Genomic DNA, 20495 nt, shown 5'->3' with positions numbered 1-20495 from the left:
GAAATAAAATATGGATATCAAATCAGAAGTTATCGAAATTATTGATGAGTTGTTTATGGAAGATGTTTCTAACATGATGGATGAAGATCTTTTTGACGCAGGTGTCTTGGATAGTATGGGAACGGTTGAGTTGATTGTGGAGATTGAAAACCGTTTTGACATTCGTGTCCCTGTAACAGAGTTTGGTCGCGACGACTGGAATACAGCCAATAAAATCATAGCTGGTATTGTGGAGCTACAAAATGCTTAAACGCTTATGGATGATCTTCGGGCCCATCTTCATTGCTGGATTTTTGGTTCTTCTACTCATCTTTTTTTATCCAAGTACAACAAGCCATAATCTGACGGAGGAGAAATATTCGGCGGCTTCTGTTAATGTAGAGAGTTTTAAAGAGAGAAGCCAAAAAGTAAGGGCTCTTACAGACCCAAATATGCGTTTTATTCCTTTTCTAGGGTCCAGTGAATGGATTCGATTTGATAGTGTCCATCCAGCTGTTTTAGCCGAGAAATACCATCGTCCCTATCGTCCTTACTTTTTAGGTCAAGCAGGAGCAGCCTCTCTAAATCAATATTTTGGCCTACAGCAAATTTTGCCAGAAATAGAGAATAAGCAGGCAGTATTTGTAATTTCGCCTCAGTGGTTTACGGAGACTGATTATGAACCCGCAGCGTTTCAGAGATTTTTTAACAGTGACCAATTGACAGCTTTTCTGGAAAATCAATCTGGTGACACTGCTGCAAAGCATGCGGCTATTCGATTGTTAAAGCAGAATCCTAATGTTGCATTAAAAGGCATTGTTCAAAAACTGTCAAAGGGTGAAGAATTATCAGAGGTTGATCAGGTTGCTATTAATATTTTTGCCCGATTCAATGAGAGACAGGCTTCTCTATTTGGTCAGTTCTCCATTAGAGGAAAACTCAAATATAAGGAACATGTGGAAAATTATTTAAAAGATCTTCCAGATCAATTTTCTTACCAAGAGTTAGAAAAAATTGCTCGAAAGGATGCAGAAGCCAATACGACCAATAATGATATGGGGATGGAAAATCATTTCTATACGAGAGAGGTTAAGAAGGATTTGAAAAAATGGGAAGGGTATCAAAAGAATTACAGTTTCCTAAAATCATCTGAATATAATGATTTACAGTTGGTTCTCAATCAATTTGCAAAATCGAAAGTTAATGTCCTCTTTGTCATCCAGCCTGTCAATAAGAAATGGATGGACTACACAGGGCTCAGAGAAGATATGTACCAGCATGCAGTGGAGAAAATTCGTTATCAATTAGAAAGTCAAGGTTTCACTAATATTGCTGACTTTTCAAAAAATGGAGGGGATCCTTATTTTGTTAAGGATACCATTCACCTAGGTTGGTTGGGTTGGCTTGCTTTTGATAAGGCAGTTGATCCTTTCCTATCCAATCCCACGCCAGCTCCGACTTACCATCTGAATGAACGCTTTTTCAGCAAAGATTGGGCGACTTATGATGGAGATGTCAAGACATTCAAATAGATAATAATATATAGAAGAGTTCAAGAATGAAACTGGTTTTCACATTTTTTCTTGACTCTTTTTTTGGTTGTGATATAATTAACCAGTAAATAATTCTTCAAAGAATAGTATTTTTCTCTTAAAAAAGAGAAGTCCAAAAGGAAAGGAGTCAGATATGAGACAGCTAGCTAAGGATATCGATGCTTTTTTGAACGAGGTGATTTTGCAGGCGGAAAATCAGCATGAAATCCTAATAGGTCATTGTACTAGTGAGGTAGCCCTGACTAATACCCAGGAGCATATTCTCATGCTTTTGTCAGAAGAATCTTTAACAAATTCAGAATTAGCCCGTCGCCTCAATGTCAGTCAGGCGGCGGTTACCAAGGCCATTAAATCTCTGGTTAAGGAAGGGATGTTAGAAACATCTAAAGATCCTAAGGATGCGCGTGTGATTTTTTACCAGTTGACTGATTTGGCTCGTCCAATCGCTGAGGAGCACCATCATCACCATGAGCATACACTTTTAACTTATGAACAAGTGGCGACTCAGTTTACTCCAAATGAACAAAAAGTGATCCAGCGGTTTTTGACTGCTTTAGTAGGAGAAATCAAATAATGAGATATATTACGGTAGAGGATTTATCCTTCTATTATGATAAGGAGCCAGTTCTCGAGCATATCAATTATAGTGTTGATAGTGGGGAATTTGTGACCTTGACGGGAGAAAATGGGGCAGCTAAGACGACACTCATCAAGGCCAGTCTTGGAATCCTTCAGCCACGCATTGGTAAGGTGACCATTTCAAAGACAAATACCCAGGGTAAGAAATTGAGAATAGCCTATCTTCCCCAACAGATTGCCAGTTTTAATGCAGGTTTTCCAAGTACGGTTTATGAATTTGTCAAGTCAGGCCGCTATCCGCGAAAGGGTTGGTTCCGTCGCCTGAATGCTCATGATGAGGAGCATATAAAGGCTAGTCTGGATTCAGTTGGTATGTGGGAACACCGAGACAAACGCTTGGGGTCTCTTTCTGGGGGGCAAAAGCAGCGAGCGGTGATCGCGCGTATGTTTGCTTCTGACCCAGATGTATTTATCCTAGATGAGCCGACAACGGGGATGGATGCAGGAAGTAAAAATGAATTTTACGAACTCATGCACCACAGCGCCCATCATCATGGCAAGGCTGTTTTGATGATTACCCATGATCCTGAAGAAGTTAAGGACTATGCGGACCGCAATATTCATCTAGTCCGTAACCAAGACTCACCATGGCGTTGTTTCAATGTTCATGAGAATGATCAGGAGGTGGGCCATGCTTAGTTTATTATCTTATGACTTTATGCAGCGTGCCTTTCTGGCTGTTATTGCAATGAGTCTTTTCTCGCCAGTTCTTGGAACCTTCCTTATCTTGCGTCGCCAGAGTTTGATGAGTGATACTCTTAGCCACGTCTCACTTTCAGGTGTAGCCTTTGGTCTGGTCCTAGGAATTTCTCCGACTGTTTCTACGATTGCCATTGTCTTGATTGCGGCGGTCTTTCTGGAGTATCTCCGTACGGTTTACAAGAGTTTTATGGAAATCGGGACAGCTATCCTCATGTCGACAGGTCTGGCTGTTTCTCTGATTGTCATGAGCAAGGGTAAAAGCTCGAGTTCTATGAGTTTGGACCAGTATCTTTTTGGTTCAATCGTGACTATTAGTGAAGAACAGGTCATTTCCCTCTTTGTCATTGCGGCGGTTGTCTTGATTTTGACTTTCCTCTTCCTTCGTCCAATGTATATCTTGACCTTTGATGAGGATACGGCCTTTGTGGATGGTCTGCCAGTTCGCACCATGTCTATTCTTTTTAACATGGTGACAGGGGTGGCTATTGCCCTTATGATTCCAGCAGCAGGAGCTCTTTTGGTGTCGACCATTATGGTCTTGCCAGCTAGTATTGCCCTGCGTCTGGGGAAAAACTTTAAATCGGTTATGTTGCTTGCCAGTGCGATTGGGTTTTTGGGAATGGTAGCAGGACTTTATATTTCATACTATGCAGAAACACCTGCAAGTGCAAGTATTACCATTATTTTTGTAACTGTCTTTTTACTTATTAGTTTAGTAAGACGTTTTATCAAATAGGAGACTAACGTGAAAAAAATTAGCTTATTGTTCGCCAGTCTATGTGCCTTGTTTTTAGTGGCTTGTTCCAATCAAAAGCAGGCAGATGGCAAACTAAATATTGTGACAACCTTTTACCCTGTCTATGAATTTACCAAGCAAGTCGCAGGAGATACTGCTAATGTAGAACTCCTCATCGGTGCTGGTACAGAACCTCATGAATATGAACCTTCTGCCAAGGCAGTTGCCAAAATCCAAGACGCAGATACCTTCGTTTATGAAAATGAAAACATGGAAACATGGGTCCCTAAATTGCTAGATACTTTGGATAAGAAAAAAGTGAAAACCATCAAGGCGACTGGAGATATGTTACTCTTGCCAGGTGGTGAGGAAGAAGAGGGAGACCATGACCATGGCGGAGAAGGCCATCACCATGAGTATGATCCCCATGTTTGGTTATCACCAGTTCGTGCCATTAAACTAGTAGAGCACATCCGTGATAGCTTGTCAGCAGATTATCCTGATAAAAAAGAGACCTTTGAGAAGAATGCTGCTGCCTATGTTGAAAAATTGCAAGCCTTGGATAAGGCTTATGCAGAAGGTTTATCTCAAGCTAAACAAAAGAGCTTTGTGACTCAACACGCAGCCTTTAACTATCTTGCTTTGGACTATGGACTCAAGCAAGTCGCAATCTCAGGTCTCTCTCCAGATGCAGAGCCATCAGCTGCACGTCTGGCAGAATTGACAGAGTATGTCAAGAAAAATAAAATTGCCTATATCTACTTTGAAGAAAATGCCTCACAAGCTCTTGCTAATACACTTTCAAAAGAGGCAGGTGTCAAAACAGATGTCCTCAATCCTTTAGAAAGTCTGACAGAAGAGGACACCAAGGCTGGCGAAAACTACATCTCCGTTATGGAGAAAAACCTCAAGGCTCTGAAACAAACAACAGACCAAGAAGGCCCAGCAATTGAGCCTGAAAAGGCAGAGGATACGAAGACAGTTCAAAATGGTTACTTTGAGGATGCAGACGTCAAGGACCGCACTTTGAGTGACTATGCAGGTAACTGGCAATCAGTTTATCCTTTCCTTGAAGATGGGACCTTTGACCAAGTCTTTGACTACAAGGCTAAGTTGACTGGTAAGATGACCCAGGCTGAGTACAAGGCTTACTATACAAAAGGCTATCAGACAGATGTCACTAAGATCAACATTGCTGATAATACTATGGAATTTGTTCAAGGTGGACAAAGCAAGAAATATACTTACAAGTATGTTGGTAAGAAAATTTTGACATACAAGAAAGGCAATCGTGGTGTGCGCTTCCTCTTTGAAGCCACAGATGCGGATGCTGGACAGTTCAAGTATGTTCAGTTTAGCGACCATAATATCGCCCCAGTTAAGGCAGAACATTTCCATATCTTCTTTGGAGGAACAAGCCAAGAAGCCCTCTTTGAAGAAATGGACAACTGGCCAACCTACTACCCAGATAACCTATCTGGCCAAGAAATCGCTCAAGAAATGTTGGCGCATTGATGAGAAACCGACTAGATCATAGGAACTAGTCGGTTTTTGGATACTAGATTAGGTTGGGTACTAGATGGTAACTTCATTATATACCTTTCAGATACCTAAGGAACGTAATCGGTAACCGATGACAAAAATAGTATACACATCAAATTTAGATCATCAACCTCACTTAATGCTTGAACTATTGGAGTGTGGTTCATTGTAATGATGTTTTTTGTGAGTCTTTTAAAGGGATTAACCGTTACTTGTTTCGTTTTTTTGTCCACGACTTGTAAAGCTCAGATAGTATGTTGATAATCAATAGAGTTAGAGAGAACTAGCATGGTGCACCTAATTCCTTACCAGTTGTTTTAGCAAGAGATTAGACGACAATGTGACAATTCACCTCTAATTATTGACATTTCAGGAAAAATCGCAGTAAAAACTGCACAGCCTTCTTTAAATGTGCTATAATACAGGAAAAATAATGATGGAGGTCACGATAATGGCAACATTTTTGATGATTTTTGTGGTGGTTTGTGTGCTCCTATTGGTGATAGTCACACTGAGTACAGTTTATGTAGTTCGTCAGCAGTCGGTGGCGATTATTGAACGCTTTGGGAAATACCAAAAGGTTGCTAATAGCGGTATTCATATTCGCTTGCCTTTTGGGATTGACTCGATTGCAGCGCGGATTCAGTTGCGCTTGTTGCAAAGCGATATTGTGGTTGAGACTAAGACAAAGGACAATGTGTTCGTTATGATGAATGTGGCGACCCAGTACCGTGTCAATGAGCAGAGCGTGACAGATGCTTACTATAAACTCATGCGTCCAGAATCTCAGATTAAATCTTATATCGAAGATGCTCTTCGCTCTTCTGTTCCCAAATTAACCTTGGATGAATTGTTTGAGAAAAAAGATGAGATTGCCCTTGAAGTTCAACACCAAGTAGCAGAAGAAATGACTACTTACGGTTACATTATCGTGAAAACCTTGATTACCAAGGTCGAACCAGATGCAGAAGTCAAGCAATCCATGAATGAAATCAATGCGGCGCAACGCAAGCGGGTCGCAGCGCAAGAATTGGCGGAAGCCGACAAGATTAAAATCGTCACTGCAGCTGAAGCCGAAGCAGAAAAAGACCGCCTCCATGGTGTGGGGATTGCCCAACAACGTAAGGCCATTGTGGATGGATTGGCAGAGTCTATCACAGAACTCAAGGAAGCCAATGTTGGTATGACAGAAGAGCAAATCATGTCCATCCTCTTGACCAACCAATATTTGGATACTTTGAATACCTTTGCCTCTAAAGGAAATCAAACTATCTTTTTACCAAATACGCCAAATGGTGTGGATGATATCCGTACACAAATCTTGTCAGCCCTCCGTGCTGAGAAGAAATAATAGACTAAAGAGCCTGGAGTCAGGCTCTTTTTAGTGTTCGTGAGAGATAAGTCTTAGCTTAAGCAAGACGATTCACAAAAGTTACTAACAGGTTGTGGATAAGTGTGGATAACTTCTGATTGTTTTAGAGATAATTCTTATTGGTATGAGCAATCTAGTAACTTTTTAGGATTATAAAGTAGTTTTAATTCCTGTAAATAAAGAGTTAAGCACAGTTTGGGATAGTTATTCACGACTTGTGGATAACTTTGGGGATTGCAGATTTTTTATTATTTAGCGATGACTTGGCAACCAGCTGAGGGTGAAGGTTAGTTGCTCAGCTTTTAGGAGATCTTTGTGTTGAATAGTTGATACGAGTGTTTTGTCCAGTCGGCATTCTTTTACAAAGTTAAAATGGCTGTGGTTTTGCTCAGTATGAATATCTAGCCATTTATTTTCTTTAGCTAGGTAGATACGGAGGTGGTCAAAGAGAGGGATTCCGAGGTCGTAGCTTGATTTTCCTGGGCAGGTCGGATAAAATCCGAGAGCCGACCAGATGTACCAAGCAGAGAGACTACCATTGTCTTCATCGCCAGGATAGGCTTGCCAGCTTGTATGAAAGGCTTTTTGACGCAAGGTCTTGATAAGAAGGGCAGTGTAGTCAGGGTAGTGGCTGTAACGGAAGAGATAAGGAATGTGGAAGCTAGGTTGGTTGGAAATAGCGACTCGTCCAAAAGGAGAGGTAGCCATTTCGCTCATCTCATGAATCTCGTAACCATAGCCTGTCGTCTCAAAGAGGGGAGCCTCTTGACAGACTTTCAAAAGATACTTGCTGAAGGCTTCTTTTCCACCCATAAGTTGGATTAAGCTTGGCATGTCGTGGAGGACGCCTAAAGTTGCTTGAATGGCAGAGCATTCAGCGTAGTCTCGCCCCCAACTATAAGGAGAGAAGTCAGGGCGGAAGTTGCCTTGGCTGTCTCGCGCTCGCATGTATCCTGTCTTAGCGTCAAATAGATGGCGGTAATTTTGTGAAGCAGCCATGTAGGTATCAGCGATTTCTGTTTTCCCTAGTTTTTTGGCACAGCTGGCGATACAAAAGTCGCTATAGGCATAGTCTAGGGTATGGCTGACGCTTTCGTGGTGGTCTGTAGAGAGGTAGCCTAGTTCTTGGTATTGGGCTAGTCCGTGGCGGCCATTGATGCCGAGAGGGTCGGACTTGCTGGCTGTTTCAAGCATGGCTTGGAGGAGTTCTGCTTCTAGGTCGGGGGCCATGTCCTTGCAGGCGCTATCAGCGATAATACCATCTAGCAGGGTACCCGGCATCATACCACGTTCATCTGGAGCCAACCACTTTGGAAGGAATCCAGTATCGCGGTAGCTATTGAGAAAGCCTTCTAAAAAGAGACGATAATGCTCTGGTATGATGAGAGCAAAGAGGGGGAAGGTGGTGCGGAAGGTATCCCAGAAACCATTGTTGCTAAAGAGGACACCGGGCTTGACAGTACCAGTAGCCAGATCTATGTGGATGGCTTGCCCTGATTCATCAACCTCATAAAAAGTCTGTGGGAAGAGGAAGAGTCTGTAGAGACAGTGGTCAAAGAAGGTTCGGTCGGCCTCTCCTGTTTCTATAACGTCAAAACGATGGAGGAGATTTTCCCAGTTCGCTTGGGCACTTGCTTTACAGATATCAAAATCTTCTTGAGGTAGATTGATTAGAGCTTGAGAAGGGGAGATGAAAGAAGTCGCTAGTTGAATCTCAGCATGGCTATCTGCTAAGTCAATTCGCCAGTCTCCACCTTCTTGGCTAACAGCAAGAATATCCGTATTCATTTGCAGGACAGTGAACATCGTTAGTGGATTTTTGTTGGTTTCAGTTTTTCCTTCTTGTCGCAGGGCAAGATTCCGCTTATCTACTTGCTCTACGGTCAGTTCATCTGCTGCGTGGAGATAGAGGGAGAGAGCTTTTCCTTGCTTTTGCTCCAAACGAATAGAAGCACCGTAGCAAGTCGGTGTGAGCTGGGTTTCAATCTGATAGCGCAGGGAGAAAATCTTCAGATAATGAGGTTGGAAAGAGGCCTTATCCATATCATAGGAAGACTGACGATGGAAGAGGCTGTCTCCACCCAGTTGGCCTGTGACAGGTGTCAGAAGGAGCCAAGAGTAGTCGCCAATCCAAGGGCTGGGCTGGTGGGTTAATCGAATCCCTTGAAATATAGGCAGATGTGGGTCGAAAAACCAAGATCCCTCCTGGTTGCTGGTCTGGGGTACAAAGTAATTCATCCCAAAAGGCACGCCTGTGTATGGCAGGGTATTTCCCCGAGAGAAGGCATACTTGCTGGCAGTTCCAAATCGGGTATCGATGGTTTCAAGTAGTGGTTTCATAGTCTTTCCTTTAGCTGTTTTTCTACATTATATCAGAAAAAGATAGCCTTTAGAAAAGGAGTTTTAAAGATAACTATTTTGTAGAAAAATGACTATCATTTGTGTATGTATTTTCTGTCTCAAAAGCTATATACTGAAAATGAAACTTGTTTGAAAGAGGATACTGCACGATGATTTATTCAAAAGAAATTGTTAGAGAATGGCTAGATGAAGTAGCAGAACGTGCTAAGGACCATCCAGAGTGGGTGGATGTCTTTGAACGTTGCTATACAGATACCTTGGACAATACAGTTGAAATATTGGAAGATGGGTCAACTTTTGTCTTGACTGGGGATATTCCTGCTATGTGGCTTCGGGATTCGACAGCCCAACTCAGACCCTACCTGCATGTGGCTAAAAGGGATGCCCTCCTGCGTCAGACCATTGCAGGTTTGGTCAAACGTCAGATGACCTTGGTACTCAAGGATCCTTATGCCAATTCCTTCAACATTGAGGAAAACTGGAAGGGGCACCACGAGACCGACCATACAGACCTGAATGGCTGGATTTGGGAACGCAAGTACGAGGTGGACTCGCTTTGCTATCCTTTGCAGCTGGCTTATCTCCTCTGGAAAGAGACTGGCGAGACTAGTCATTTTGATGAGACTTTTGTCGCAGCGACTAAGGAAATTCTCCATCTTTGGACGGTGGAACAAGACCACAAGAACTCTCCATATCGTTTTGTCCGAGATACGGACCGTAAGGAAGATACCTTGGTAAATGATGGCTTTGGCCCTGATTTTGCAGTGACAGGTATGACTTGGTCCGCTTTTCGTCCGAGTGATGACTGCTGTCAGTATAGTTACTTGATTCCGTCAAATATGTTTGCAGTTGTTGTTTTGGGGTATGTTCAAGAAATCTTTGCAGAACTAGACTTAGCTGATAGCGAGAGTGTTATTGATGATGCTAAGCGTCTCAAAGCGGAGATCCAAGAAGGTATCGAAAACTACGCCTACACAAGCAACAGCAAGGGCGAAAAGATTTATGCCTTTGAAGTGGATGGTCTAGGAAATGCCAGCATCATGGATGATCCAAACGTACCAAGTCTGCTGGCTGCACCTTATCTGGGTTACTGTTCGGTCGATGATGAAGTTTATCAAGCAACTCGTCGTACCATTCTGAGCCCTGAAAATCCATACTTCTACCAAGGAGAATACGCTAGCGGTCTCGGAAGTTCTCATACCTTCTATCGCTATATCTGGCCAATCGCCCTTTCTATCCAAGGTTTGACAACAAGGAATAAGGCAGAGAAGAAATTCTTGCTGGATCAGCTGGTTGCTTGTGATGGGGGGACAGGCGTCATGCATGAAAGCTTCCACGTAGATGACCCAACTCTCTACTCTCGTGAATGGTTCTCTTGGGCCAACATGATGTTCTGTGAATTGGTCTTGGATTACTTGGATATCCGCTAAGGAACACGCTTTAGCGCAACTGATTCTTGGAAAGAATCACAAATTTACATCCAAAAATGTTAACAATAAAAATTTAAATTTAGAATGAGGTTTTACTTCATGGAAAATGTTGTTGTACATATTATCTCACATAGTCACTGGGACCGTGAGTGGTACTTGCCTTTTGAAAGCCACCGTATGCAGTTGGTGGAATTATTTGACAATCTCTTTGATCTCTTTGAAAATGACCCTGAGTTCAAGAGCTTCCACTTGGATGGTCAAACCATTGTCCTTGATGACTACTTGGAGATTCGCCCTGAAAATCGTGACAAAGTTCAACGTTATATCGACGAAGGTAAACTTAAAATTGGTCCTTTTTACATCTTGCAGGATGATTACTTGATTTCAAGTGAAGCCAATGTCCGCAATACTCTTATTGGTCAGCAAGAAGCTGCAAAATGGGGCAAATCAACCCAGATTGGTTACTTCCCAGATACCTTTGGAAATATGGGGCAAGCGCCTCAGATCCTTCAAAAATCAGGCATTCACGTAGCCGCTTTTGGGCGTGGTGTGAAGCCGATTGGTTTTGATAACCAAGTCCTCGAAGATGAACAATTTACTTCCCAGTTTTCAGAAATGTACTGGCAGGGTGCGGATGGTAGTCGTGTCCTCGGGATTCTCTTTGCCAACTGGTACAGTAATGGGAATGAAATTCCAGTTGATAAAGACGAGGCCTTGACCTTCTGGAAACAAAAATTATCAGACGTGCGTGACTACGCTTCGACCAACCAATGGTTGATGATGAACGGCTGTGATCACCAACCTGTACAGAAAAATCTGAGTGAAGCTATTCGTGTGGCCAATGAACTCTTCCCAGATGTGACCTTTGTTCACAGTTCTTTTGATGAATATGTTCAAGCTGTGGAAGGTGCCCTACCTGAACACTTATCAACGGTTACAGGTGAGTTGACCAGTCAGGAAACAGATGGTTGGTACACGCTTGCCAACACTTCTTCATCTCGTATTTATCTCAAACAATCCTTCCAAGAAAATAGCAACCTTCTAGAGCAAGTTGTAGAACCCTTGACTATTATCACTGGGGGTCATAACCACAAGGACCAGTTGACCTATGCTTGGAAAACTCTTTTGCAAAATGCGCCGCATGATAGTATCTGTGGCTGTAGTGTGGACGAAGTTCACCGTGAGATGGAAACGCGTTTTGCCAAGGTCAATCAAGTCGGAAACTTTGTTAAGAGTAATCTTCTCAACGAGTGGAAGGGTAAAATTGCTACAGCTAAGGCTCAAAGTGATTATCTCTTTACCGTCATTAACACGGGCTTGCATGATAAGGTTGATACGGTCAGCACAGTGATTGATGTGGCGACTTGTGATTTCAAGGAATTGCACCCAACAGAAGGTTACAAGAAGATGGCTGCCTTAACCTTGCCAAGATACCGTGTGGAGGACTTGGATGGGCGTCCTGTAGAGGCTAAAATCGAAGACCTCGGAGCTAATTTTGAGTACGATTTACCAAAAGATAAGTTCCGCCAAGCTCGTATCGCTCGCCAAGTGCGCGTGACCATCCCAGTTCACTTAGCACCGCTTTCTTGGACAACTTTCCAATTGCTGGAAGGAGAACAAGAACACCGTGATGGAATCTACCAAAACGGATTGATTGATACGCCATTTGTAACGGTGAGTGTGGATGACAATATCACAGTTTATGACAAGACAACTCACGAAGCTTATGAAGATTTTATCCGTTTTGAGGACCGTGGTGACGTCGGAAACGAGTATATTTATTTCCAACCAAAAGGAACAGAGCCTATCTATGCAGAGCTTAAGGGCTACGAGGTCTTGGAAAACACAGCTCGCTATGCTAAGATTTTGCTCAAACATGAATTGACTGTGCCTGTCAGTGCAGATGAAACGCTAGAAGAAGAGCAAAAAGGAATCATCGAGTTTATGAAGCGTGAGGCTGGACGTTCAGAAGAATTGACAAGCATTCCTCTTGAAACTGAGTTGACTGTCTTTGTTGACAATCCACAAATCCGCTTCAAGACTCGCTTTACTAACACTGCCAAAGACCACCGTATCCGTCTCTTAGTCAAGACTCATAACACACGTCCAAGCAATGATTCTGAAAGCATTTATGAAGTGGTGACACGACCAAACAAACCAGCTACTTCATGGGAAAATCCTGAAAATCCTCAACACCAACAAGCCTTTGTCAGTCTATATGACGATGAAAAAGGTGTGACTGTATCCAACAAGGGATTGAATGAATACGAAATCCTTGGAGACGACACCATTGCAGTGACTATTTTGCGTGCCTCAGGTGAGTTAGGCGACTGGGGTTACTTCCCAACACCAGAGGCTCAGTGCTTGCGTGAGTTTGAAGTCGAATTTGCGATTGAATGCCACCAAGCCCAAGAACGCTTTTCAGCTTTTCGTCGCGCGAAAGCCTTGCAGACACCATTTACCAGCCTTCAGATTGCTAGACAAGAAGGAAGCGTGGCTGCGACTGGTAGCCTCTTGAGTCATTCTGTTCTCAGCATACCGCAAATCTGTCCGACAGCCTTTAAGGTGGCTGAAAATGAAGAAGGCTATGTTCTTCGTTACTACAATATGTGTAGTGAAAATGTACGTGTACCGGAAAGTCAACATCTCTTCCTTGACCTACTTGAACGACCATACCCAGTTCATAGAGGCCTCATTGCACCGCAAGAGATTCGTACAGAATTCATCCAAAAAGAAGAAATTTAATTTCAAAAAGTAAACATAAAAAGAAAGGAGGGGCGAAAAAGTAAGAACTAACTGCTGATTCGCCCCTTTTTATGGTAAAAACAATGACCATTGCAACGATTGATATCGGAGGGACTGGTATTAAGTTTGCTAGTCTGACTCCTGATGGGAAAATACTGAATAAGACAAGCATTCCAACGCCAGAAAGTTTGGAGGATTTACTAGCTTGGCTAGACCAGCGCTTGTTAGAGCAGGATTATAGCGGGATTGCTATGAGCGTTCCAGGTGCGGTCAATCAAGAGACAGGTGTGATTGATGGCTTCAGTGCGGTGCCCTACATTCACGGATTTTCTTGGTATGAGGCGCTTAGCTCATATCAGCTACCTGTCCATCTTGAAAATGATGCCAACTGCGTTGGGTTAAGTGAATTGCTAGCTCATCCAGAGCTTGAAAATGCAGCCTGTGTCGTGATTGGGACAGGGATCGGCGGAGCCATGATTATCAACGGTAGGCTTCACCGAGGACGCCATGGCTTGGGTGGAGAATTTGGCTACATGACAACCCTTGCCCCTGCTGAAAAACTCAACAACTGGTCGCAACTAGCGTCAACTGGAAATATGGTTCGATACGTGATTGAAAAGTCTGGTCAGACTGACTGGGACGGTCGCAAGATTTACCAAGAGGCCGAAGCAGGAAATACCCTTTGCCAAGAAGCCATTGAGCGCATGAACCGTAATCTGGCGCAAGGCTTGCTCAATATCCAATATCTCATCGACCCAGATGTCATCAGTCTGGGAGGCTCTATCAGTCAAAATCCAGATTTTATCCAAGGTGTCAAGAAGGCTGTTGAAGACTTTATCGATGCCTACGAAGAATACACGGTCGCACCTCTTATCCAAGCTTGTACCTATCATGCAGATGCCAATCTCTATGGTGCCCTTGTCAACTGGTTACAGGAGGAAAATCAATGGTAAGATTTACAGGACTTAGTCCCAAACAACATCAAGCTATAGAGTTGCTTCAAAAGCACATTTCTCTACCAGATGTGGAAGTAGCTGTCGCTCAGTCTGACCAAGCCTCTATCTCTATCAAGGGTGAGGGTGGCCATTATCAACTAACTTATCGCAAATCTCACCAATTTTATCGTGCCTTGTCCTTGTTGGTAACAGCTCTAGCAGAAGGTGATAAAGTAGAGATAGAAGAACAAGCAGCTTATGAAGATTTAGCCTACATGGCAGACTGTTCGAGAAATGCGGTGCTGAATGTGGCTTCTGCCAAGCAGATGGTTGAGGTCTTGGCTCTCATGGGCTACTCAACCTTTGAGCTCTACATGGAAGACACTTACCAGATTGAAGGGCAGCCTTACTTTGGCTATTTCCGCGGTGCTTATTCAGCAGAGGAGTTGCAGGAAATCGAAGCTTATGCCCAGCAGTTTGATATGACCTTTGTGCCATGTATCCAGACCTTGGCTCACTTGTCAGCCTTCGTTAAATGGGGTGTCAAGGAAGTGCAGGAACTCCGTGATGTGGAGGATATCCTTCTTATCGGCGAAGAAAAGGTTTATGACCTGATTGATGGCATGTTTGCTACTCTATCTAAACTACAAACTCGCAAGGTCAATATCGGGATGGACGAAGCCCACTTGGTTGGTTTGGGACGCTACTTGATTCTGAACGGTGTTGTGGATCGTAGTCTCCTCATGTGCCAACACTTGGAGCGCGTGCTGGATATTGCTGACAAATATGGTTTCCACTGCCAGATGTGGAGCGATATGTTCTTTAAACTCATGTCAGCAGATGGTCAGTACGACCGTGATGTGGAAATTCCAGAAGAAACTCGTGTCTACCTAGACCATCTCAAAGACCGAGTGACCTTGGTTTACTGGGACTATTATCAGGATAGCGAGGAAAAATACAATCGCAACTTCCGCAACCATCACAATATTAGCCATGACCTTGCCTTTGCAGGGGGAGCTTGGAAGTGGATTGGTTTCACACCCAATAACCATTTCAGCCGTCTTATCGCTCTTGAAGCGAACAAGGCCTGTCGTGCCAATGATATCAAAGAAGTCATCGTGACGGGTTGGGGGGACAATGGTGGTGAAACTGCCCAATTCGCTGTCCTACCAAGCTTGCAAATCTGGGCAGAACTCAGCTACCGCAATGACCTAGACCGTTTGTCTGCTCATTTTCAGACCAATACAGGCCTATCAGTTGAGGAATTTATGCAGATTGACCTTGCTAACCTCTTACCAGATCTACCAGGCAATCTCAGCGGGATCAATCCCAACCGCTATGTCTTTTATCAGGATGTTCTCTGTCCAATCCTTGACCGACACATGACACCTGAACAGGACAAACCGCACTTCGCTCAGGCTGCTGAGACGCTTGCTAACATTAAAGAAAAAGCTGGCAACTATGCCTACCTCTTTGAAACGCAGGCTCAGTTGAATGCCATTTTAAGTAGCAAAGTCGATGTGGGACGACGCATTCGTCAGGCTTACCAAGCAGATGATAAAGGAAGTCTGCAAGAAATCGCAAGGCAAGAATTACCAGAACTCAGAAGCCAAATTGAAGACTTCCATGCCCTCTTTAGCCACCAATGGCTGAAAGAAAACAAGGTCTTTGGCTTGGATACGGTCGATATCCGCATGGGTGGACTCTTGCAACGCATTAAGCGAGCAGAAAGCCGTATCGAAGCTTATCTGGCTGGTCAGATTGACCGCATCGATGAGTTAGAAGTGGAAATTCTGCCATTTACAGACTTCTACGCAGACAAGGACTTCGCAGCCACAACAGCCAACCAGTGGCATACTATTGCGACAGCTTCAACCATTTATACAACTTAAAAACAAGAACACCTTGCCTTGAGCAGGGTGTTTCTCGTGAAACATCCCTTTCTTAAAAAAGTACTCCACATAAAATAATTTGTGGAGTTTTTTCTATAATTAGTAGTTTAACCTAACCTTCAAATAGGAGTATACTAATAATGTAATCGTTATCAAAAGTCTAAAAAGGAATTTTTAGATGGATATCAAAATAAAAAAGGGAGGAAATTATGAATAAGTTTTCAAAAACCTTGAGAGATAACTGGATCTTTCTCTTGATGGTTTTACCAGGTGCACTCTGGTTGATTCTATTCTTCTACATTCCAGTATTTGGAAACGTGGTTGCTTTTAAAGACTACCACATGACCAGTAATGGATTTATAGATAGTATCGTGAATAGTAAATGGGTCGGACTCGATAATTTCAGATTCTTGTTTAGTTCAAAAGACGCCTTTATCATCACTCGAAATACTGTCCTCTACAATCTAGGCTTTATCTTTATCGGTTTGATTGTATCTGTAGGGATTGCTATCATCTTAAGTGAACTCCGTTCTAAGAGAATGGTTAAGATCTTCCAAACTTCCATGTTGTTCCCTTACTTTTTGTCTTGGGTTATCATCAGTTTCTTTACAGATGCCTTCCTAAACATTGATAAAGGGGTCTTCAACCATTTCCTAGAGTCTATTGGGATGAAGGAAATTAATTTCTACGCTAACTTAGGCATCTGGCCTTATCTCCTACTTTTCCTAGGTATTTGGAAAGGTTTTGGATATAGCAGTGTCATGTACTATGCGACAATCATGGGAATTGATCCAACCTACTACGAAGCAGCGACAGTGGACGGGGCCAGCAAATGGCAACGAATTCGCAATGTCACCATTCCGCAGTTGACACCGCTGGTAACCGTATTGACTATCCTTGCAGTCGGAAATATCTTCCGTGCAGACTTTGGTCTCTTCTACCAAATCCCCCACAATGCTGGTCAGCTTTATAACGTAACCAATGTCTTGGACGTATATGTATATAATGGCTTGACTCAGACAGCAGATATTGGGATGGCTTCAGCGGCAGGTCTCTATCAATCAGTAGTCGGCTTGATTCTGGTTATCCTATCAAACTTACTTGCAAGACGAGTTGATCCAAACTCAGCCTTGTTCTAGAAAGGAGGAGAATATGGCAGAAAAGAAAATTAAAAAAGAAAAAATTGATAATGTCGGCATTCACTCCTTCAGTAAGAAAGCAGATATCTTCTTTAGTACCATTTCTGGTTTGGTTGCCCTCTCTTGTATCCTACCCTTCGTATTCGTTATCGTTATTTCGGTAACAGATGAAAAGAGTATCCTCCAAAATGGATATAGCTTCTTCCCATCTCAATTTGGATTAGATGGATTTGAGTTCTTGGCACAGTTTAAGGATAAAATCCTACAAGCCCTCTTCATCTCAGTCTTTGTAACCGTAGTTGGGACATTGACAAATGTCTTTATCACAACAACTTATGCTTACGCCATTTCACGTACAACCTTTAAGTATCGCAGATTCTTTACCATCTTCGTACTTCTCAGTATGTTGTTCAACGCTGGTTTGGTACCAGGTTATATCATGGTCACTCGTGTACTTCAGCTTGGTGACACTGTTTGGGCCTTGATTGTTCCAATGCTTCTCTCACCATTCAATATTGTCTTGATGCGTTCCTTCTTCAAGAAGACCATTCCAGAAGCTATTCTAGAATCTGCTCGTATCGATGGTGCCAGTGAAGCCCGAATTTTCTTCCAGATCTGTTTGCCATTGTCACTGCCAGGTATCGCAACCATCACGCTCTTAACAGCTCTTGGTTTCTGGAATGACTGGTTCAACGCCCTTCTTTATATCAAGAGTGACAACTTGTATCCATTGCAATATTTGCTCATGCAAATCCAACAAAATATGGACTACATCGCCAAAGCAGTCGGCCTTTCAGGTCAACTGGGCGTTGCTCTACCGAAAGAAACAGGTCGTATGGCCATGGTTGTGGTCGCAACCCTTCCAATCGCGATTTTATATCCATTCTTCCAACGCTACTTTGTAAAAGGTTTGACTATCGGTGGTGTGAAAGAATAGTACTTGTTGAGAAATATCCTTTCTCGTTTTCAAACTTCCCTTGCGTGAAGTTAAAATCATTACATTGTTTATAAGTTTAAAAATAAAAAAAGGAGTTTTTGTCATGAAAAACTGGAAAAAATATGCTTTTGCATCTGCTAGCGTAGTCGCTTTGGCTGCTGGTCTTGCTGCTTGTGGAAACCTTTCAGGTAACAAAAAAGCTGCTGACTCAGCTTCAGGTGATAAGACTGTTATCAAAATGTACCAAATCGGTGACAAACCGGATAATTTGGATGAATTGCTAGAAAATGCTAACAAAATCATCGGTGAAAAAGTTGGTGCTAAATTGGATATCCAATACCTTGGATGGGGTGACTATGGTAAGAAAATGTCAGTTATCACATCATCTGGTGAAAATTATGATATCGCCTTTGCAGATAACTATGTTGTAAACGCTCAAAAAGGTGCTTACGCTGACTTGACAGAATTGTACAAAAAAGAAGGTAAAGATCTTTACAAGGTACTTGACCCAGCTTACATCAAAGGTAACAGCATTAACGGTAAAATTTACGCAGTTCCAGTTGCAGCCAACGTTGCATCATCTCAAAACTTCGCCTTCAACGGAACACTTCTTGCTAAATACGGTATCGATATTTCAGGTGTAACTTCATACGAAACACTTGAACCAGTCTTGAAACAAATTAAAGAAAAAGCTCCAGATGTAGTGCCATTTGCGGTTACTAAGAACTTCATCCCATCTGATAACTTTGACTACCCAGTTCCAAATGGACTTCCATTCGTTATCGACCTTGAAGGAGACACTACTAAGATCGTAAACCGTTACGAAGTACCTCGTTTCAAAGAACACTTGAAGACTCTTCATAAATTCTATGAAGCTGGATACATTCCAAAAGACGTAGCAACAAGCGATACTTCATTTGACCTTCAACAAGATACTTGGTTCGTTCGTGAAGAAACAGTAGGACCAGCTGACTATGGTAACAGCTTGCTTTCACGTGTTGCAAACAAAGATATCCAAATCAAACCAATCACTAACTTCATCAAGAAAAACCAAACAACACAAGTTGCTAACTTTGTTATCTCAAACAACTCTAAGAACAAAGAAAAATCAATGGAAGTGTTGAACCTCTTGAACACTAACCCAGAACTCTTGAACGGTCTTGTTTACGGTCCAGAAGGCAAGAACTGGGAAAAAATTGAAGGAAAAGAAAACCGTGTTCGCGTCCTTGATGGATACAAAGGAAACACTCACATGGGTGGATGGAACACTGGTAACAACTGGATCCTTTACATCAACGAAAACGTTACAGACCAACAAATTGAAGATTCTAAGAAACAATTGGCTGAAGCTAAAGAATCTCCAGCGCTTGGATTCATCTTTAACACTGATAGTGTGAAATCTGAAATCTCAGCAATCTCTAATACAATGCAACAATTCGATACAGCTATCAACACTGGTACTGTAGACCCAGATAAAGCTATTCCAGAATTGATGGAAAAATTGAAATCTGAAGGTGCCTACGAAAAAGTATTGAACGAAATGCAAAAACAATATGATGAATTCTTGAAAAACAAAAAATCATAAAATCAATTGATTTCGTGTATTCATTCCTAATTCCTAAAAATGTGATCACTGTTTTCCTCAGGTTTGTCTGGGGAAGGCAGTGATTTTTTGAAATGAGAGCATAGGATATCCATGTTTTCTTATCACTATTTAACTACTCAGGAAATCTCAAGTAACATTTAGGATTTGGAGTAAAGATTTAGGAAAATATAGCTTATATTAGAGATGTTCCGATTTTAGAAAGGAGGGTTCACATGAAGAAGTATCAGCTTTTACTCAAAATAAGTGCAGTTTTCTCTTACCTATTTTTTGTATTTGGTCTTTCTCAGCTGACGCTTATTGTCCAAAATTATTGGCAATTTTCTTCCCAGATTGGCAATTTCTTCTGGATTCAAAATATCTTGAGTTTGCTATTTAGCGGAGTCATGATTTGGATTCTGGTTAAGACAGACCATGGTTATCTCTTTCGCATTCCGAGAAAAAAATGGCTTTGGTATTCGATTTTGACAGTATTAGTGGTAGTGCTCCAGATCTCTTTTAACGTTCAGACAGCTAAACATGTTCAGTCAACTGCTGAAGGTTGGGCCGTATTGATCGGTTATAGTGGGACCAACTTTGCTGAGCTAGGTATCTATATAACCCTGTTCTTTCTGACTCCACTTATGGAAGAGCTGATCTATAGAGGATTACTGCAACACGCCTTCTTTAAGCATTCTAGATTTGGCCTTGATTTGCTTCTTCCGTCCATTTTATTTGCTCTTCCTCATTTTTCAAGCCTGCCTAGTTTGTTAGATATCTTCGTCTTTGCAACATCTGGCATCATCTTTGCTAGTTTGACCCGCTATACCAAGAGCATTTATCCTTCCTATGCGGTGCATGTGATTAATAATATTTTCGCGACATTACCATTTTTGCTGACTTTTTTATATAGGGTGTTTGGGTAAAATATTAGTTCGAGAGTAAGAATGA

At 42.3% G+C, this 20495-nt stretch carries 16 protein-coding genes; 15 read left to right on the top strand and 1 reads right to left on the bottom strand.

Going from position 1 to position 20495, the window contains the following annotated elements; genetic code table 11:
• The first annotated feature begins 10 nt into the window (after positions 1-10).
• From dltC to JJN14_RS09635, 7 genes are all read left to right on the top strand, one after another.
• The gene (dltC, locus tag JJN14_RS09665) at positions 11-250 is read left to right on the top strand and encodes a D-alanine--poly(phosphoribitol) ligase subunit DltC (protein ID WP_125408918.1); all 240 of its coding nucleotides are present in this window, start codon (positions 11-13) and stop codon (positions 248-250) included.
• Complete coding sequence (gene dltD / locus JJN14_RS09660) at positions 243-1511, top strand: D-alanyl-lipoteichoic acid biosynthesis protein DltD (protein WP_125408920.1); 1269 nt, start codon at positions 243-245, stop codon at positions 1509-1511. The genes dltC and dltD overlap by 8 nt, the downstream gene beginning before the upstream one ends.
• Positions 1512-1665: 154 nt before the next feature.
• Positions 1666-2106, top strand: coding sequence for a zinc-dependent transcriptional regulator AdcR (adcR, locus tag JJN14_RS09655; RefSeq protein ID WP_001249308.1), 441 nt, complete (start codon positions 1666-1668; stop codon positions 2104-2106).
• Positions 2106-2810, top strand: coding sequence for a metal ABC transporter ATP-binding protein (locus JJN14_RS09650; RefSeq protein WP_001269496.1), 705 nt, complete (start codon positions 2106-2108; stop codon positions 2808-2810). The genes adcR and JJN14_RS09650 overlap by 1 nt, the downstream gene beginning before the upstream one ends.
• Positions 2803-3609 carry a metal ABC transporter permease gene (locus JJN14_RS09645; RefSeq protein ID WP_000950038.1) on the top strand — a complete coding sequence of 269 codons (807 nt, stop codon included), beginning with the start codon at positions 2803-2805 and terminating at the stop codon, positions 3607-3609. The genes JJN14_RS09650 and JJN14_RS09645 overlap by 8 nt, the downstream gene beginning before the upstream one ends.
• Positions 3610-3618: 9 nt before the next feature.
• The gene (gene adcA, locus JJN14_RS09640) at positions 3619-5124 is read left to right on the top strand and encodes a zinc ABC transporter substrate-binding lipoprotein AdcA (protein WP_201058537.1); all 1506 of its coding nucleotides are present in this window, start codon (positions 3619-3621) and stop codon (positions 5122-5124) included.
• 493 nt (positions 5125-5617) lie between these two features.
• The gene (locus JJN14_RS09635) at positions 5618-6502 is read left to right on the top strand and encodes an SPFH domain-containing protein (protein ID WP_004235732.1); all 885 of its coding nucleotides are present in this window, start codon (positions 5618-5620) and stop codon (positions 6500-6502) included.
• Positions 6503-6775: 273 nt separating this feature from the next.
• Here JJN14_RS09635 and JJN14_RS09630 read toward each other — a convergent pair whose 3' ends face one another.
• Positions 6776-8863, bottom strand: a complete 2088-nt coding sequence (locus tag JJN14_RS09630; protein ID WP_201058536.1) for a GH92 family glycosyl hydrolase — start codon at positions 8861-8863, stop codon at positions 6776-6778.
• A 170-nt stretch (positions 8864-9033) separates the two neighbouring features.
• Between JJN14_RS09630 and JJN14_RS09625 the strand changes: the two genes are divergently transcribed.
• The 8 genes from JJN14_RS09625 to JJN14_RS09590 all read left to right on the top strand — a co-directional run bounded on the left by JJN14_RS09625 (position 9034) and on the right by JJN14_RS09590 (position 20470).
• The gene (locus JJN14_RS09625; RefSeq protein ID WP_201058535.1) at positions 9034-10314 is read left to right on the top strand and encodes a glycoside hydrolase family 125 protein; all 1281 of its coding nucleotides are present in this window, start codon (positions 9034-9036) and stop codon (positions 10312-10314) included.
• A 99-nt stretch (positions 10315-10413) separates the two neighbouring features.
• Positions 10414-13059 carry an alpha-mannosidase gene (locus JJN14_RS09620; RefSeq protein WP_201058534.1) on the top strand — a complete coding sequence of 882 codons (2646 nt, stop codon included), beginning with the start codon at positions 10414-10416 and terminating at the stop codon, positions 13057-13059.
• Positions 13060-13142: 83 nt separating this feature from the next.
• A complete protein-coding gene (locus JJN14_RS09615; RefSeq protein ID WP_201058533.1) occupies positions 13143-14012 on the top strand; it encodes an ROK family protein in 870 nt (289 codons plus the stop codon).
• The gene (locus tag JJN14_RS09610; protein WP_201058532.1) at positions 14006-15886 is read left to right on the top strand and encodes a beta-N-acetylhexosaminidase; all 1881 of its coding nucleotides are present in this window, start codon (positions 14006-14008) and stop codon (positions 15884-15886) included. The genes JJN14_RS09615 and JJN14_RS09610 overlap by 7 nt, the downstream gene beginning before the upstream one ends.
• 209 nt (positions 15887-16095) lie before the next feature.
• Positions 16096-17025 carry an ABC transporter permease gene (locus tag JJN14_RS09605; protein ID WP_001032153.1) on the top strand — a complete coding sequence of 310 codons (930 nt, stop codon included), beginning with the start codon at positions 16096-16098 and terminating at the stop codon, positions 17023-17025.
• Positions 17026-17038: 13 nt separating this feature from the next.
• Positions 17039-17962, top strand: coding sequence for a carbohydrate ABC transporter permease (locus JJN14_RS09600; RefSeq protein ID WP_000818354.1), 924 nt, complete (start codon positions 17039-17041; stop codon positions 17960-17962).
• A gap of 103 nt (positions 17963-18065) precedes the next feature.
• Positions 18066-19547 carry an ABC transporter substrate-binding protein gene (locus tag JJN14_RS09595; RefSeq protein WP_201058531.1) on the top strand — a complete coding sequence of 494 codons (1482 nt, stop codon included), beginning with the start codon at positions 18066-18068 and terminating at the stop codon, positions 19545-19547.
• A 233-nt stretch (positions 19548-19780) separates the two neighbouring features.
• On the top strand, positions 19781-20470 hold the full coding sequence (locus JJN14_RS09590; RefSeq protein WP_049488634.1) for a CPBP family intramembrane glutamic endopeptidase: 690 nt from the start codon (positions 19781-19783) through the stop codon (positions 20468-20470).
• Positions 20471-20495 lie beyond the last annotated feature (25 nt).

The sequence above is a fragment of the Streptococcus mitis genome, from assembly GCF_016658865.1.
Classification (GTDB): domain Bacteria; phylum Bacillota; class Bacilli; order Lactobacillales; family Streptococcaceae; genus Streptococcus; species Streptococcus mitis_BT.
The sequence above is the reverse complement of the archived record's forward strand: the minus strand, read 5'-3'. Positions and strand labels throughout refer to the sequence as shown.

Coding starts and splice junctions, on each gene's coding strand:
- adcR (WP_001249308.1), top strand. CDS start 1,666: ATGAGACAGCTAGCTAAGGATATCGATGCTTTTTTGAACGAGGTGATT.
- JJN14_RS09625 (WP_201058535.1), top strand. CDS start 9,034: ATGATTTATTCAAAAGAAATTGTTAGAGAATGGCTAGATGAAGTAGCA.
- JJN14_RS09605 (WP_001032153.1), top strand. CDS start 16,096: ATGAATAAGTTTTCAAAAACCTTGAGAGATAACTGGATCTTTCTCTTG.
- dltC (WP_125408918.1), top strand. CDS start 11: ATGGATATCAAATCAGAAGTTATCGAAATTATTGATGAGTTGTTTATG.
- JJN14_RS09600 (WP_000818354.1), top strand. CDS start 17,039: ATGGCAGAAAAGAAAATTAAAAAAGAAAAAATTGATAATGTCGGCATT.
- JJN14_RS09645 (WP_000950038.1), top strand. CDS start 2,803: ATGCTTAGTTTATTATCTTATGACTTTATGCAGCGTGCCTTTCTGGCT.
- JJN14_RS09615 (WP_201058533.1), top strand. CDS start 13,143: ATGACCATTGCAACGATTGATATCGGAGGGACTGGTATTAAGTTTGCT.
- JJN14_RS09630 (WP_201058536.1), bottom strand. CDS start 8,863: ATGAAACCACTACTTGAAACCATCGATACCCGATTTGGAACTGCCAGC.
- JJN14_RS09635 (WP_004235732.1), top strand. CDS start 5,618: ATGATTTTTGTGGTGGTTTGTGTGCTCCTATTGGTGATAGTCACACTG.
- dltD (WP_125408920.1), top strand. CDS start 243: ATGCTTAAACGCTTATGGATGATCTTCGGGCCCATCTTCATTGCTGGA.
- JJN14_RS09620 (WP_201058534.1), top strand. CDS start 10,414: ATGGAAAATGTTGTTGTACATATTATCTCACATAGTCACTGGGACCGT.
- JJN14_RS09595 (WP_201058531.1), top strand. CDS start 18,066: ATGAAAAACTGGAAAAAATATGCTTTTGCATCTGCTAGCGTAGTCGCT.
- JJN14_RS09650 (WP_001269496.1), top strand. CDS start 2,106: ATGAGATATATTACGGTAGAGGATTTATCCTTCTATTATGATAAGGAG.
- JJN14_RS09590 (WP_049488634.1), top strand. CDS start 19,781: ATGAAGAAGTATCAGCTTTTACTCAAAATAAGTGCAGTTTTCTCTTAC.
- JJN14_RS09610 (WP_201058532.1), top strand. CDS start 14,006: ATGGTAAGATTTACAGGACTTAGTCCCAAACAACATCAAGCTATAGAG.